Source organism: Agrobacterium sp. S7/73 (genome assembly GCF_019355535.1).
GTDB classification, from domain to species: domain Bacteria; phylum Pseudomonadota; class Alphaproteobacteria; order Rhizobiales; family Rhizobiaceae; genus Agrobacterium; species Agrobacterium tumefaciens.
In genome coordinates this window covers 1,768,767-1,783,832 of record NZ_CP072137.1, presented here as the reverse complement: position 1 = coordinate 1,783,832, position 15,066 = coordinate 1,768,767, and the positions used below count along the sequence as shown (strand labels likewise).

Below are 15,066 nucleotides of genomic sequence, written 5' to 3'. Positions count from 1 at the left end.
CCTCAGCGCTTCAGGAGCGGCGCGATCTGGCCGCAGATTTTTTGAAGCGCTCCCGCGACATCGGCCTCCGGCCGCCAGACCGCATCGAGGTTTGAGCGCACGATCTGCTGGATCTGGGCAAAGCCGGTGTGGCCGGGCATGACCTTGCCCGTGGCGATGCCTGATATGACGACCTTTTCGATCTGTTCCTGGCTGAGCAGCGGATTTGTTTTTTTCAACACCTCCGCATTCAACAGCGACTTGCGTGCCGAGGGGAAGAACTGGCTGAGCTTTGCCGAATTTTCCGGATTGGTCATGTAAGCAACGAATTCGGCCGCCGTCTGCGCATTCTTGCCAGACTGCATGACGCCGATGCCGGCCTGCCCGATCAGCGCGTATTCACCGGCAGGTCCTTTCGGCAGCGGCACGAGGTCCCAGCCGAAAGGCTTGTCCTTCGGCAAAAGCGAGGCCCGGCTGATCTGGGTAATGGTCATCGCGGCATTACCGGCAAAGAAATCGACCGTCTCGCCGGGGCCGGGCATGGCCTTCTTGCTGAAGACGGCATCATGGATGAACGATACAGCATCCGCCATCGGCTTTTCCGCCATGGTGCAGGTTGCGCCATCCGCGCTCCAGGGCGATGCGCCCCAGCCGTTCCACACGGAGGTCAGATATTGCCAGCTCTGGTAATTGAAGTCGCGGACGACAAGCCCGCCCTTGCCGGATTTTGCGACCGCCGAGGCGGTCGCGATGGCGTTTTCCCAGGTCCATTCGCCGGCAGCGATCATCTCCGCCGGCGTCTTTGCACCTGCGGCCTTGATGAGATCATTGTTGACGAAGACCGCAAAGGGCGAGGTCGAGAACGGATAGGCGAAGAGCTTTCCGTCCTGCGACCAGCGTTCCGTGGCCCCGGCGCTGACTTCGTCGAGATTGTAACCCTGAGCGGCCTTCAGCGTGTCGGTAAGCGGATAGAGCGCGCCTGATTTGACGAAATCATAGGCCGAGGTCTCAAAAATCCAGGCCATGTCAGGCGCATTGCCGCCCGCAATCTGGGTCGTGAGCGCAGTGGTGTAGGTGTCGAAAGGCAGGGACTCATAGGTCACGCTGACATTCGGATGGTCCTTTTTGAAGCCGGCTGCGATGTCGTTGAACAGCTTTAGATGCGCCTCGTTGGCACTCCAGATCGTCATGCGCAGCTTGACCGCATCCTGTGCCGCCGCTGCCCCTGCCAGCGCAAACGAGCCGATAAGGGCCAGCGCGCAGGCCGTGGTTTGCATTTTCCAATGACTATTCATTCCCAGTCCTCCTCCAAAGATGGGTTCGATCGAACGACAGTCCGCCGTCCTAATAGGCCGCGATATCCGGCCAGCGTATTTCAATGCCTTCGCGGGTTAGCGCCGTCTGGAAGGCATGAAGATGGTCATCGTCTTCCTGCACCTGATGCGGTGTGAGACCTTTTTCCAGGCAATAGGCCGCCAGCATTCCAGCCACTTCGCCGATATTCCATTCGACTGGATGCAGGCGGTAGCAGCCATTGGTGATATGCGTCGTGCCGATGTTCTTGCCCGCCGGAATAAGGTTCTTCACGCGCTCGGGTATGAGTGCGCCAAGCGGAATCTCGAACGGGCAGGAAGGCACATCGATATAGTTGTCGCCACCGGTCGATGGGTGCAGATCGATGCGGTACATGCCGATGCCGATGCTGTCGCGATAGCGGACAGCCCCCCTGTCCCCGCGAACCGTGTAGGAAAGATCCTGTTCGACGATGCGCGTGACCGGCTTGATGCGGCGGCTTTCCCGGATATAGGGCGCCATGGCAAGGCCGTGTTCGGTGCCGGTAATATCGCCTCTGAGACGCAGGCCGCGAAAGCCCTGTCCGCCATCAAGGCGCGGCGCTTCGGTCTGCAACCAGTAAAACACCGAATAGGAAAGTTCGGCCGCCGCCTTCAGATGCCGCGCCTTTTCTTCTTCCGACACATCGATGATGGTGCCGTCCATGTAGTCGATCATCGGCCAGTTCACGAGGCAGATGTCGGATTTATAAAAACCTGGCGCAAAGTTCTTGCGTGCCGCGATGCGACGGAAAATCCAGAGGTTTTCATCGCCACCGCCCTTGCGCTGGTCGGCATCAACCAGCAGCGGATCGTCGTCCGGATTGGGCGTGAAGGAGCGGGTCGTGTGTTCCAGCGTGCGCGGATGCGGCGCGGTGAAACCGAGCATCGGCCCACCCCAGAAATGCGGCTGGTACTTGCGCCAGTAGTCGTAATTATCAGGCTTGTCGATCGTCTGATCGCCGTCGACATGATCGATTGCAAAGCAGATCGACACGGCCTGCACATTATCAGGCTGGGCGCTGGCCGGCGCACTGGGCTCACCCGTGTCCGATTGCGCCTCGAACCCCTTGGCATATTCCGTGCCCGTCATCGGCAACAGATCGCCAAGCTCGGTGGCATCAAGAATGTAGTCGGCGGAAATGACAATCTCAGCTCCGCTGTCGCGATGGCGCAAGGTGATCGCGCGGACCCGGTCGCCATCCACATCGGCAGCAACCGGCCGATAGGGCTTGAGCACCGTCAGCCGGTCGGCGCCGATATAGGGCATAAGCATGCTTTCCATCACCGCAAGGCTGACGCGCGGCTCGGCGCAGATGCGGCTGACCCAGCCGCCACCCGGATTGAGGTCACTCCAGGAGCGGGCGCCTTCCGTCAAAGGATAATGGTCGCGGTAATATTGGCGCACGCCGTTGCGTAGCGCGCGATAAGAGCGGGTGATACCGAACTGCTCGACCCAGCTATGTTCGTCCGATGGCACGGCCTGGCTAGTCAACTGACCGCCGATCCAGTCATATTCCTCGGTCATGATCACGCGCTTTCCGGCGCGTGCGGCACCGAGCGCCGCCGCCACGCCGCCAAGGCCACCACCGACCACAAGAATGTCTGCTTGCATCTCTTTCACGTCGTCTCATCCGTTTTGTTGACTGGGGACTTATCTGGGGAGGCCACTGGAGCCGGCCCCAATGTTTCACCCTTGACGGGTTGGCACTTGAGTAGAATTTGACTTCCCGGGCTGCCGGTCTCGATGCGGTTCACCAGCATTGCAGTCGCCTGCCGGCCCATCTCTTCACGGGGAATTTCATAGGATGTGAAACGCACCGGGCTGCGGCCGGCACGAATATGGCTGCCAAGCACGACCATCGAAAACACGTCAGGTACCCCAATTCCGCGCTCCCGTGCCAAAGTCTCGACGCGCACCGCATCCGCCAGTTCTATGAAAAATGCCACCGTCGCGCCGCTTTCGATGATCGCGTCGAGGATCTTTTCGGCAGGCCGGTTTACCGCCTTTATGTGCAATGCAAGCGTCGCCGCCGTGCCGAGCGCATCACTGAAACCTCGCCAGCGGTCGGCAATCGATTCCGCCGAACCCGCAGGGCCGATATAGGCGAGTTTGGAATGCCCGAGCATCATGGCATCCTCAACAAGCTGCCGTGTGCCCGCGCCATAGTCGCCGCCAACATAGGGCACGGGCCCGCCAGCATCGTCGCGTCGGCCGATCGCCACGAATGGATAATCTTCCGAGACCAGCCGGGTAAGCTCCTTGCGGTCGAATTCACGGCCCAGGACCAGGCAGCCATCGGCGATCCGGAGCCTGTTGCCCTCAGAAAAAATCTTGCGGTTGTTGCCGACGCCGGCACTGGTCAGCAGCAGAAGATCGTACGCCTGCTGTTGCGCCTCTTCCTCGATGCCCAACAGGAACGGCGTGAAGAAGTCCGCCTGTGCGCTTGGAAAAGCAGGCTCGTAGGTGAAGACGCCGAGGATGCGATTAAGCCCCTTGGCCATGCGGCGCGCGATCGGGTCCGCGACATAACCCGTCTTGCGAATGACCGCCTGTACGCGTTCGCGTGTTTCAGCCGGGATACGCGCAATCGCGGTCGGCGCGCCGTTCAGAACAAGCGATACCGTTGCCTGACTGACGCCGGCAAGCTTCGCAATATCGTTCTGAGTAAGGCGTTTATGGCTGCTCACGCAATGCCCTCCCCGACATTCGTTGACTGCTAATACGTATTAGCTGTTAATGCGTATTAGCATGACCTCCCTACTCCGTGTCAATAGGGGAAAGACACGCTTGCGGAGAGATGTTTTGACGAAGGCTTATGATGCGGCCAGCCCGGCCTTATGACGGCCGCGCTGGGTTATGGGCTTTCATACCAGCGGTAAAACGGTGCCCGCTGCCGGTTCAGGGTACCGAAGGCGTCTTTGCGTCTGCAAGCTTTTGCTGGAGAAGCCAGGTCCACATCGCCTCATCGCCGAGCACTTTTGCCTCCACCTCTTCATGGTTCGTATCTTCAAACACCGTCAGCCGCACATTGCGTTTCAATTCCTGGAGACGCTGAACGAGGACAACAGTGTCGGACAAAGGAATCACTTCGTCCCGTGAGCCGTGAAAGGCCCAGAAGGCTGTCTTTTCATTGGTGCGGTTGAGGTAATGGCGGATGCCGCCACCGGCAATTGGGACGACCGCAGCAAAAGTTTGCGGAAACTGTTCGGCCATTGACCAGGCGCCGAACCCTCCCCGGCTATATCCAATCAGATAGATACGGCTGCGGTCCACCCGATGATCCGCCACAACGGAAGCCAGGACGCTTGCGACACGTTCGATCGGATAAAGCAGTTCCTCACTCGGATTTTGTGGCGAAAACACCATGAAAGGAAAATCACGGCCCCCTTCGATCAATTTTGGCAGACCGCTGCGGCGCAGCTTTTCGACGTCGCTCCCGCCCTGATCGCCGCCATGCAGCCAGACCACGAGAGGATAGGTTTTGTCCGAACCGGCATAGTCTTTGGGCGTATAAAGCAGATAATTGATATCCGACGCGATCGTTGCGTCAGACCTCATGGCCTTTTGCTCGGCAAAGGCAAATGTCGATGTGGCCAGTGCTGCAACAGCGATCAGGCATAGTTTCAGATGCTTCATGCTTTTGTCCTCCCAACAAACACGTCTTCCAAGACGCGACTGGTGAACTCATCAGCCGCCGGGTTGGTTCAGTGGTTTGAAAAGCATGCCGGTCGACACGCCATGCGGAACCCGATTGAGGCTGCGAATATCGATCAACCAGGTTTGTCCACCGCAGTGTGGAGGACAGAGACATGCGTTCATTATTTGTTCTGGCCTGCTGTTTGAGTTTTTGCTAATCATTGCAACAAGAGTGCTTTTGAAAAATGCCGTCGTCGTGCGGATAGGCAAATATCAAGGATGCAGGCATGGCGGTTGCCTATCTGGACAAACTGAACGAGCAGCAACGCAAGGCCGTGGAACATGGCGTTGGGCCTTCAGGCGGACACACGGCTGGACCGTTGCTGATTATCGCCGGTGCCGGTTCCGGCAAGACCAATACGCTGGCGCACCGGGTGGCGCATCTGATCGTCAATGGCGCCGATCCTCGCCGCATCCTGCTGATGACGTTTTCACGGCGTGCCGCTTCCGAAATGTCGCGTCGTGTCGAGCGTATCTGCAAGCAGGTCATCGGCGCTAACGCCGGAGCCCTCACCGATGCGATGGCCTGGTCCGGCACGTTTCACGGGATCGGCGCGCGCCTCTTGCGAATCTATGCGGAACAGATTGGACTGGACGTGGATTTCACGATCCACGACCGCGAAGACAGCGCTGATCTGATGAACCTTGCCCGACACGAACTGGGTTTCTCCAAGACCGAGAGCCGTTTTCCGACAAAGGGCACCTGCCTTGCGATCTATTCGCGCGCCGTCAATTCACAAACGCCGCTGAAAGAAATCCTGCGCCAGCACTATCCATGGGTGTCCAGCTGGGAAGAAGAACTCAAGCAATTATTCGCCGCCTATGTGGAGGCCAAGCAGGCCCAGAACGTTCTCGATTACGACGATCTTCTGCTCTACTGGGCCCAGATGGTCAGCGATCCCGACCTTGCAGGCGATATCGGCAATCGTTTCGACCACGTGATGGTCGACGAATATCAGGATACCAACCGGCTGCAGGCCGCGGTGCTGATGGCACTGAAGCCGGGCGGTCGCGGGTTGACCGTGGTGGGTGACGATGCCCAGTCGATCTATTCGTTCCGGGCAGCAACGGTGCGCAATATCCTTGATTTTCCGGCATCTTTCAGCCCGGCTGCCGATATTATCACCCTTGATCGCAACTATCGCTCGACACAGCCGATACTGGCTGCCGCCAATGGTGTCATCGACCTTGCCCGTGAGCGATTCACCAAAAACCTCTGGACCGAACGACAGTCACTCGAGCGGCCGAAGCTCGTGACAGTAAAAAGCGAAACCGAGCAGGCGAACTTCATTATCGACCAGGTGCTGGCCAATCGTGAGACCGGCATGACGCTGAAGCAACAGGCCGTGCTGTTTCGCACCTCCAGTCATAGCGGGCCGCTTGAAGTTGAACTTACACGCCGCAATATTCCCTTCGTCAAATTTGGCGGCCTGAAGTTTCTCGACAGTGCCCATGTAAAGGACATGCTGGCGGTATTGCGTTTCGCGCAAAACCCGCGCGACCGCGTCGCAGGTTTCAGGCTACTTCAGATGCTGCCGGGTATCGGGCCGAAGAAAGCCGGCAATATTCTCGATACGATTGCGGCAGATCCTGAACCTCTGCTCGCCCTTGCCGAAATTCCGCCGCCACCCAAAACCGGTGATGACTGGGTATCCTTCGTGCAGTTGCTGGCGAACATGCGAAAATTGCACGGCGGCTGGCCATCAGATATCGAGCAGGCGCGGCTCTGGTACGAGCCCCACCTCGAACGCATCCATGAGGATGCCGAGACGCGGAAGGCCGATTTGCTGCAACTCGAGCAGATTGCCGGCGGCTATCCTTCCCGCGAACGCTTCCTCACCGAACTGACGCTCGATCCGCCGGACGCAACCAGCGATCAGGCAGGCGTGCCGCTGCTCGATGAGGATTATCTGACGCTTTCAACCATTCATTCGGCAAAAGGCCAGGAATGGCGTTCCGTCTTTATCCTGAACGTGGTCGATGGCTGCATACCCTCCGATCTGGGCGTCGGCTCCACCCATGAAGTAGAGGAGGAACGCCGGCTGCTCTATGTCGCCATGACGCGCGCCAAGGACAGTCTGTCACTGATAACCCCGCAACGGTTCTTCACCCATGGCCAGAACGCGCAGGGCGACCGGCATGTCTATGCCGCTAGAACCCGCTTCATACCGGCAACTTTGCTGCAGTTCTTTGAAACCGCCACCTGGCCCCTGGTTTCGGCCGCAGCCTCCGAGCGCAGCGCGCAGCAGATCCGCATCGATGTAGGCGCGCGGATGCGGGCGATGTGGAAATAGGGAAGATCGTACAGGCTGGAACGATGGATAACACGGCTGTTCGAAAGATCATCCATATCGACATGGATGCCTTTTATGCATCGGTGGAGCAACGCGACAACCCCGCACTTCGCGGCCTGCCGGTCGCCGTCGGCGGATCGGCCGCACGAGGCGTGGTGGCTGCGGCAAGTTACGAGGCGAGAACCTTCGGCGTCCATTCAGCCATGCCGTCCGTCACTGCCAAACGGAAATGCCCGGATCTGATCTTCGTACCGCCACGCTTCGAGGTATACCGGCAGGTGTCGCAACAGATACGGGAGATATTTGCCGAATATACCCCTCTGATCGAGCCGCTATCGCTCGACGAAGCCTATCTCGATGTCACCGAAAACCTGAAAGGCATGGAGATCGCCACCGAAATTGCGCTGGAGATCCGCGCAAAGATCAAGGCTGTCACCAGCCTCAATGCATCTGCCGGCATCTCCTACAACAAGTTTCTGGCCAAGATGGCAAGCGACCTGAACAAACCGAATGGCCAGGCGGTCATTACGCCGAAGAACGGGCCTGGCTTTGTTGAAGCCTTGGCCGTCAAGAAATTCCATGGCGTAGGACCCGCCACGGCCGAGCGGATGAAACGGCACGGCATCGAAACAGGGCTCGATCTCAAATCAAAATCACTCGGTTTTTTGCAACAGCATTTCGGGAAGTCCGGCCCTTATTTCTACAACATCGCCCGCGGCATCGATGAACGGCAGGTCAAGCCCGATCGCATCCGCAAATCTGTCGGCGCAGAAGACACATTCGTCGAGGATATCGACGATCTCGACTTGGCGAAGGCGGAGCTTGGCCCTCTGGCTCAGAAAGTCTGGCGTTATTGCGAGGCCCACGACATCACGGGAAAGACGGTGACCGTGAAAATCAAATATTCGGATTTCAGCCAGGCGACACGCAGCAAAACAGTGTCGGGAGCCGTGTCTGACCTCGCAACGATCCAGGAGATGTCAGAGAGCCTGCTTGCCTCCGTCTTTCCATTCAAACGTCCGGTAAGGCTGTTGGGGATTACTCTTTCCTCGCTGAGCACCGAAGAGAGTGAAGAGGAAGCGCAGCTCGCGCTTGGCCTGTGATGCCCCTGTCCCGAAAACGAAAAAGCCCGCCGCGGGAGGAGGTGCGGCAGGCTTTCCGAAATTTCGAACAACGGCTGGGAGGAGGAGTGCCATTGTTCACAAGACAACCCTTGGGAGGAGGATAGGGTCATCTCAATCCGAAGCTTTGCGGGAGGAGGTGCATCGCTTCGATGAAAACAAGATACCCGGTTTTGCCGCATATTAAATAGGCTTTAATGCAGTGCAGCCATGCAAGAAACGCACGAGTCTGCTTTCATCAGCAGCGGCAAGACCCAGATGGATTGCGCCGCCTGTACCCTAGAATTTCACGCTGGCCGTGAGGCTGACGTTGAAGGGCTCGCCGACAGCATTGGCGTAGCTGGTGGAGCCAATGGATGAGGTATAATAGCTTTTGTCGAAGATGTTCTTCAGATTGAGCTGTAGGGTCACCGGTTTCTCCAGCTGAAGCGTATAGGTCGCAAAGGCGTCGAAGACGGCATAACCCGGCAGGTCATAGGAATTGTCGTTGATGCCGGCACGCTGGCCGACGGCCCGCACTCCTCCGCCGATCCGCAGCGTGTTGCCGTTCGGCCCGACCTCACCGACATCATAGGCAAGAAACAGCGAGCCGGTGTGACGCGCGACATTCGGCAAGCGCTTGCCGGCATAGGTGGAATCTTCGAGAACGAGAGCGTCCGTATAGGCATAACTTGCGATTAGATCGAGACTATCGGTAAGGTTGCCGGCAATATCCACCTCCACCCCGCGCGAGCGAACGAGACCGGCGGCCTTCACCGTCGACACACCGCCTACATCCTCCGAATAGGCGACATTGCGCTTGCGGGCATTAAACAAGGCAATATTGGCATTCAAACCGGTGAACAGGTCGAACTTGGCGCCCACCTCATAGGAAATGCCCTCCTCCGGATCCAGCCCGCCATAATAGGCTCCGATCGAGGATTGCGGGCGGAAGGTTTTCGCCACGTTGGCATAAAGGGATGCATCCGGCGTGATCTTGTAGACGAGACCGGCATTGGGGATGAGTTCGCCACCATTGTTCTGGGTGTTGACGACGAAGGGGCGGCCTTTGCCGGCATAGATGTCGTAATACTGGTAGCGCAAACCGCCGACAGCGATCCATTGATCGCCCAGATGCACGGCATCCTGCATATAGATCGAAGCAGTGGAAAGCTCCTCCGTCTGGTCGCTGTCGACGGCCCTGACCGTCGTGCACGCCGGCAACCTGCCGTAAACGGGATTGTTAATGTTGAAATTCGAGAAATTTGCGCATCGCAACATGTTGGTGCGCAGCGTGTCGCTGTAATCGTAGGACATGCCGAACAGCAGATCGTTGCGCAGGCCACCAATATCAGCCTCACCGGTCAGGTCAGCGCGGGCCGCGTGGTTGTAGATGGTGGAATATTGCGTGGCGTCAGCGCGCCGCGTCACCTGCCCCGTGCGGGAATTGTAACCCATCACGCGGGCCTGGTTGTCGGAATATTCGTTTTGGCTATAGGCGTAGTTCAGCGACAGTTTCCAGTCTTCGGACAATTGGCGGTCTATCGAGATACTCGCCAGATCGGATTTGCCATCGGTGATGTTATAGGCCTCGTCCAGCCTGAGACGTCGGCTGACATTGATTGCCTTTCCTGTCGCCGGATCGAAGATCGTGCCGCGATCGAAGGGCAAGCTGTAATCCTCATGCATATAGGAAACCGTAATGTCGGTATCCTCGCCGCTCCATTTTAGCGAGGGTGCGATCAGCCAGTCCTTTTTCTCACCAAAATTGCGCCAGTAGTCGCTGTTCTCCCCCTGACCGATCAGGCGATAGGAAAAATCCGTTCCCGCAATAGGTCCGGTCACATCGAAACCGCCGGATGTACCATACTTGCCCGCCCCAAAGGCTGAGAAGCGCGAATAGGCTTCGGCAGAGAAAGTATCCTCCGGCTTCTTCGTCACGACATTCACCATGCCGCCGGGATCGAGAATGCCGTAGAGCGTGGAGGCTCGCCCTTTCAGCACTTCCACTCGCTCCGCCATATCGTTGAAGGAATGCGGCAATGCGGTCTTCAGCCCGTTGATGAGGATCGAGCCGTCGCGATTGTCACCAAAACCACGGCGGATAACGGCATCCTGCGTGCCGCCCAGCGTGTTTGACTGGGTAACGCCGCTGACATTGGCGAGCGCATCATCAAGCGAGCGCGCCTGCTGGTCACGCAGCACTTTGTTTGTCACGGCGTTGACCGATTGCGGAATATCGAGGATCGGCGTCTCGGTGCGCGTCGCAGTGCCCGTGGTTATCGGCTGATAGCCGCGTGCGCCTTTTTTGACGTCGGCATTGACGGTTATCGTCTCAAGCACGGTCGTCCCGTCGGCATTTTTCTTCGGTGCCGTGTTCTCCTGCGCAAAAGCAGGCAGGGCAACTCCGGCCAGAAGCAACGCCACCAGCGCTCGGGAGCCTACCTGAATGATCATCGAACCGTCATGCATCTGTCTTGTCCCCGGCTGCCCCTTACGTCATCGCGACGATGATGCACCGCTCTTTCAATTGATGAATGTAGTAGTCAACTTTAATTCGGCTTGTCACCGGCGAAACATCTGGCGAATGCGCGCTCCCTCATGCCTCCACAGTTCTGATTCGAGGCCAAGATCGTCGCTTTTTGTGCAAATCACCGCGTAAAAACCGGCTTTTCGAAAGCTGTATACTTGACTACTACAGTCATCAATAATTCTGGTGGCGGCTCATTCAAACGGGGAAGATCTTGGACGACGGTGGCAACAATAGACGCGCGGACATACGTCTTGCGGCCAAGGCAATTGAGTTTGCCTATGGCGACACGCCCGTGCTTGCCGACGTGTCCATAGACGTTGCCCCGAACCGATTCACCGTTCTGCTCGGTCCGAACGGGTCGGGAAAATCGACGCTTCTCTCCGCACTTGCCCGCCTGCACCGCCCGGCAGGCGGCCATATCCTTCTCGACGGCCGCGACATATTTCATCATCCCACACGGGAAGTGGCAAAGCGGCTGGGCATGCTGGCACAGCAGAACCACACGCCGGAAGGGCTTTCGGTCTTCGATCTCGTCTCCCGTGGCCGCTACCCGCATCAGGGATTTTTGAAGCAGTGGAGCGAGGAAGACGCGGACGCAGTGGACGAGGCACTTTCCGTGACCGGAATGTCAGGCCTTGCTGAAAGAGCAATCGACAGCCTCTCCGGCGGCCAGCTCCAGCGCGCGTGGATCGCCATGGCGCTCGCGCAGCAGACAGATATCATCCTGCTGGACGAACCGACGACATTTCTGGATCTGCATCACCAGATAGAGGTGCTGGATATGCTGGCTGGCCTCGTCACCCACCACAACCGCACGATCGTTGCCGTGTTGCATGATATCAACCTCGCCCTGCAATATGCCGATCACCTGATTTTTCTAAAGGATGGACGGTTGCGGCACCGGCTCGAAACAGCGACGCTGTGCGATGCCCAAATCATCTCGGACGTTTTCGACATGCCTGTCGCCCAGCTCACGCATCCGGTAACGGCGAGGCCGGTATTTCTTCCCCTGCCCGGACGGACTGGCGCGGCATGATGTTCGCCAGGATGAGCTACAGCAAGCCCGCCATGCAGGAAAAGGCCTATTGCCGCGCGCTTGCGGCAACACTGCTTATGCTTCTGGCCATGCTGCTTCTGATTCTGGCACATATTGGCTCTGGCCCGCGCGCCGTTGCCCCACATGTTCTGAACGACCTGATATTTTCCTACGACGCCCGCAATTTTGACCAGCAGGTTTTGCTGCGTCTGCGGCTTCCGCGTCTGCTTGCGGCGCTGCAAGCCGGCGCCTGCCTTGGAGTGGCAGGGCTTCTGTTGCAGACCCTGCTTCGAAACCCGCTGGGCGAGCCGCATATTCTGGGATTAAATGCGGGTGCGAGCCTAGCCGTCGTCGCGGCGACCGTGACGCCGCTGGGGTTAATCGCAACGCCGGCCTTGCGCCCTGTGCTGGCGGCCACGGGCGCAGGCATCAGCTTCTCGCTCGTCCTTCTGCTCGCGTCCGCCGGACGGCAGGGTCTGACGCCAGCAAAACTCGTCTTTTGCGGCATCGCGCTGTCGACGCTTGCCGGAACCCTTACCTCCGCCATCCTCATTCTCAACGAGGAAACATTGCAGCAGATGCGCTTCTGGTTGGTTGGCGATACGGCAGGCATTTCGATGGCAGCCGTCGCCGCCGCCCTGCCTGCCGCCATTATCGCACTTCTCCTTGCATTGGCCGTCGCGCCGCGGCTCGATCTGCTCGCTTTGGGTGAGACCACCGCCACAACGCTTGGCGTACCTGTCCGCTCGACCCGAATCTTGGCGCTTGCCGCAATATCGCTGTTCTGTGGCGCGGCCATAGCCGTCACCGGGCCTATCGGTTTCGTCGGTCTGGTGGTGCCACCACTCGTGTCGCGGCTAAGAACGGGGCGGCTTCTGCTTGCCATTCCCATAGCCGCGCTCGGCGGCGCGGTTTTACTGATCGCCGCCGATCTCGCCGCCCGCCTGATCCTTGCGCCAAAGGAACTGCCGACTGGGGCAATGACCGGCCTTGTCGGGGCGCCGGTCTTTCTCTGGTTGGTGCGCAGGGTGCTTAAATGAACCGTTACAGGGTCATCAGACTGGCGCATTTTTCAATTCGCCTCTTGCCGCAGCGGCTGGCTATTATGGTGACGCTTACCCTTTGCCTTACGCTTGTCGCCGTATGGTCGCTCACCGCCGGCAGCCAATATATTGCGGCCTCCTCCTTGTGGTCGTTATTGACCGCTGGAAATAATGATCCCGCCTCGAATGACGCCGTGATGGTTCTCGACTTTCGCTTTTCGCGCATGGCGCTTGCCATGGTCTCCGGCGCCATGCTGGGCGTTGCCGGAGCCATCATGCAAGCGACTACCCGCAACAGCCTTGCCGACCCGGGCCTGCTCGGCGTGCGCGAAGGCGCGTTGCTCGCGGTGCTGGGCTGCCTGTTTTTGGTGCCATCCCTGCCGGCGATATTCCGCCCCCTGGCCGGTATCTCCGGTGGGATGGCGAGTGCTGCAATCGTCTTTTCGCTTTCCGGTGTCACCTCACGGCTGCGCTTCGTTCTGACGGGCATCGGCTTCTCATGGTTTTTATCAGCTTTGCTGCTTATCCTTATGGCATCGCTTGATATCCGCAATTTGCAGACGGCGATGATCTGGATGGTAGGAAACCTGCAAGGCGCGTCCTGGAGCGCCGTCTCCATCCTTTCAGCCATCCTGGCCATCACCCTTTGTCTTGTTCTCCTCACCGCCCGTGCCGCCGATGTTCAGGCGCTCGGCGACAATAATGCAGCGGCACTCGGCGTTCACACCCGCTGGCTATCAGCGCTGCATGTCATCCTTGCGGTCGTTCTCACCGCGTCCTGTATCTCCTTTATCGGCAGCATCGGTTTTGTCGGCCTGACCGGCCCGCATATCGCCCGACTTTTGCTGCCGGGCAGCTCCCATGCCGGGCTTGCTATGGGCGCGGGTCTGGCAGGAGCGACGCTGGTTGCAATTGCCGATACGATTGCCCGAACCGCTTTTTCACCGCTGGAATTGCCGACCGGGCTCGTTCTTTCGGCCGTGGGCGCCCCCACGCTTCTTACCCTTCTTTGGTTTCACAGGCACCGACTATAGGTCTTTCATGCGCAAAACCATTCTCGCTTTCGTTTCAACCGCCGGACTTCTTCTGGGGGTATGCGTTGCTCACGCGGAGGACAGCCGTACCTTCACCGACGACCTCGGCCGCACCGTGTCCGTCCCCTTACAGCCGAAACGTATCGTCGCCCTGCACGACATCGATCTCACCATCCCGCTGATAGAATTGGGTGTGATGCCGGTGGGTAGCCATGGCCGCATGGGTGGAGACGGCAAACCCTACCTCCGCTCCAGCGCCATTCTGACCGGTATCGATTTCGACAATAGCGACATTGCCTATATCGGCTCCATCAACGCCGATCTGGAAGCGATAGTCGCCCTCAAGCCCGATCTCATCCTGACCGAACCGGACCGCCCCACCCCTATCGAAAAACTGGAACAGATTGCCCCGACCGTCGCCATCGACAATACGAAGGACGGCGCGCCGCATATCTACAGGGTGCTGGCTGAACTGACCGGCACGCAGGCGCGACTTGCCGTTCTGGACCGACGCTACCGGGCGCAGATCGAAGCGCTGAAGGCCTCGGTCGATACCGGCGCGAGCACTGTCTCGGTGTTCCAGCCACTAAATGGCAAGATCAGCGTCTACCATACTTATCGTGCGCTCGGCCGGGTGCTGCGAGATGCCGGTTTTCGTTTCCCAGCCATCATCGACGATATTCCAGACGGCGAGCGCATCGAGATCAGCGCCGAGCGCTTGCCGGAACTCGACGCCGACTTCATTTTCGATCCGTATCGTTCCGATACCGGCGCTTCTCCGCAGGCCGAAATCGACATGATGGAAGCTGTAATGCCGGGTTTCTGCAATTTTCTGCAGGCCTGCCGCAACGGTCGCTACATCCTTCTGCCGCGGGAAGAGGCAATCTCCAACTCCTACGCCGCTCTCAGCCTCATGGTCTCCGCCATCCAGTCGCATCTCACGGTAAGGCCCACGGCTGAAGAGTAGGGGGAACGATTGCCGCGACAAAAGCGCTTGCCTGCGAGCTTGGCGCACT

11 protein-coding genes are annotated in these 15,066 nt (G+C 58.7%); 6 read left to right on the top strand and 5 right to left on the bottom strand.

Translation table 11 applies throughout. From position 1 onward, the window contains the following. Window positions 1-2: 2 nt before the first annotated feature. The 4 genes from J5276_RS23080 to J5276_RS23065 all read right to left on the bottom strand — a co-directional run bounded on the left by J5276_RS23080 (window position 3) and on the right by J5276_RS23065 (window position 4,950). Window positions 3-1,274, bottom strand: a complete 1,272-nt coding sequence (locus J5276_RS23080) for a sugar ABC transporter substrate-binding protein (RefSeq protein WP_111796678.1) — start codon at window positions 1,272-1,274, stop codon at window positions 3-5. 49 nt (window positions 1,275-1,323) lie between these two features. Next, window positions 1,324-2,925 (bottom strand): FAD-dependent oxidoreductase, encoded by a 1,602-nt coding sequence (locus tag J5276_RS23075; RefSeq protein ID WP_111796679.1) that lies wholly within the window; start codon window positions 2,923-2,925, stop codon window positions 1,324-1,326. Window positions 2,926-2,930: 5 nt separating this feature from the next. Continuing rightward, the gene (locus J5276_RS23070) at window positions 2,931-4,001 is read right to left on the bottom strand and encodes a LacI family DNA-binding transcriptional regulator (protein ID WP_174012371.1); all 1,071 of its coding nucleotides are present in this window, start codon (window positions 3,999-4,001) and stop codon (window positions 2,931-2,933) included. 211 nt (window positions 4,002-4,212) lie between these two features. After that, complete coding sequence (locus J5276_RS23065) at window positions 4,213-4,950, bottom strand: prolyl oligopeptidase family serine peptidase (RefSeq protein ID WP_025594974.1); 738 nt, start codon at window positions 4,948-4,950, stop codon at window positions 4,213-4,215. Between the two features lie 287 nt (window positions 4,951-5,237). Here J5276_RS23065 and J5276_RS23060 point away from each other — a divergent pair, with 287 nt between their 5' ends. Together J5276_RS23060 and dinB are read left to right on the top strand one after the other, a co-directional pair. Continuing rightward, window positions 5,238-7,304 carry an ATP-dependent helicase gene (locus tag J5276_RS23060; protein WP_111796681.1) on the top strand — a complete coding sequence of 689 codons (2,067 nt, stop codon included), beginning with the start codon at window positions 5,238-5,240 and terminating at the stop codon, window positions 7,302-7,304. 23 nt (window positions 7,305-7,327) lie between these two features. Beyond that, window positions 7,328-8,407, top strand: coding sequence for a DNA polymerase IV (dinB, locus tag J5276_RS23055; RefSeq protein WP_004431141.1), 1,080 nt, complete (start codon window positions 7,328-7,330; stop codon window positions 8,405-8,407). 297 nt (window positions 8,408-8,704) lie between these two features. Here the strand turns inward: dinB and J5276_RS23050 are convergent, their stop codons facing one another. Further along, window positions 8,705-10,876 carry a TonB-dependent siderophore receptor gene (locus J5276_RS23050; RefSeq protein ID WP_174012370.1) on the bottom strand — a complete coding sequence of 724 codons (2,172 nt, stop codon included), beginning with the start codon at window positions 10,874-10,876 and terminating at the stop codon, window positions 8,705-8,707. A 272-nt stretch (window positions 10,877-11,148) separates the two neighbouring features. Here J5276_RS23050 and J5276_RS23045 point away from each other — a divergent pair, with 272 nt between their 5' ends. From J5276_RS23045 to J5276_RS23030, 4 genes are read left to right on the top strand one after another with little or no spacing between them, the layout of a single operon-like run. Next, window positions 11,149-11,973, top strand: a complete 825-nt coding sequence (locus J5276_RS23045) for an ABC transporter ATP-binding protein (protein WP_111796683.1) — start codon at window positions 11,149-11,151, stop codon at window positions 11,971-11,973. Then, complete coding sequence (locus J5276_RS23040) at window positions 11,970-13,013, top strand: iron ABC transporter permease (protein WP_111796684.1); 1,044 nt, start codon at window positions 11,970-11,972, stop codon at window positions 13,011-13,013. The genes J5276_RS23045 and J5276_RS23040 overlap by 4 nt, the downstream gene beginning before the upstream one ends. Beyond that, window positions 13,010-14,050, top strand: coding sequence for an iron ABC transporter permease (locus tag J5276_RS23035; RefSeq protein WP_111796685.1), 1,041 nt, complete (start codon window positions 13,010-13,012; stop codon window positions 14,048-14,050). Before J5276_RS23040 ends, J5276_RS23035 begins: the two co-directional genes overlap by 4 nt. A 7-nt stretch (window positions 14,051-14,057) precedes the next feature. Continuing rightward, window positions 14,058-15,017 carry an ABC transporter substrate-binding protein gene (locus J5276_RS23030; protein WP_004431130.1) on the top strand — a complete coding sequence of 320 codons (960 nt, stop codon included), beginning with the start codon at window positions 14,058-14,060 and terminating at the stop codon, window positions 15,015-15,017. Window positions 15,018-15,066: the final 49 nt, after the last annotated feature.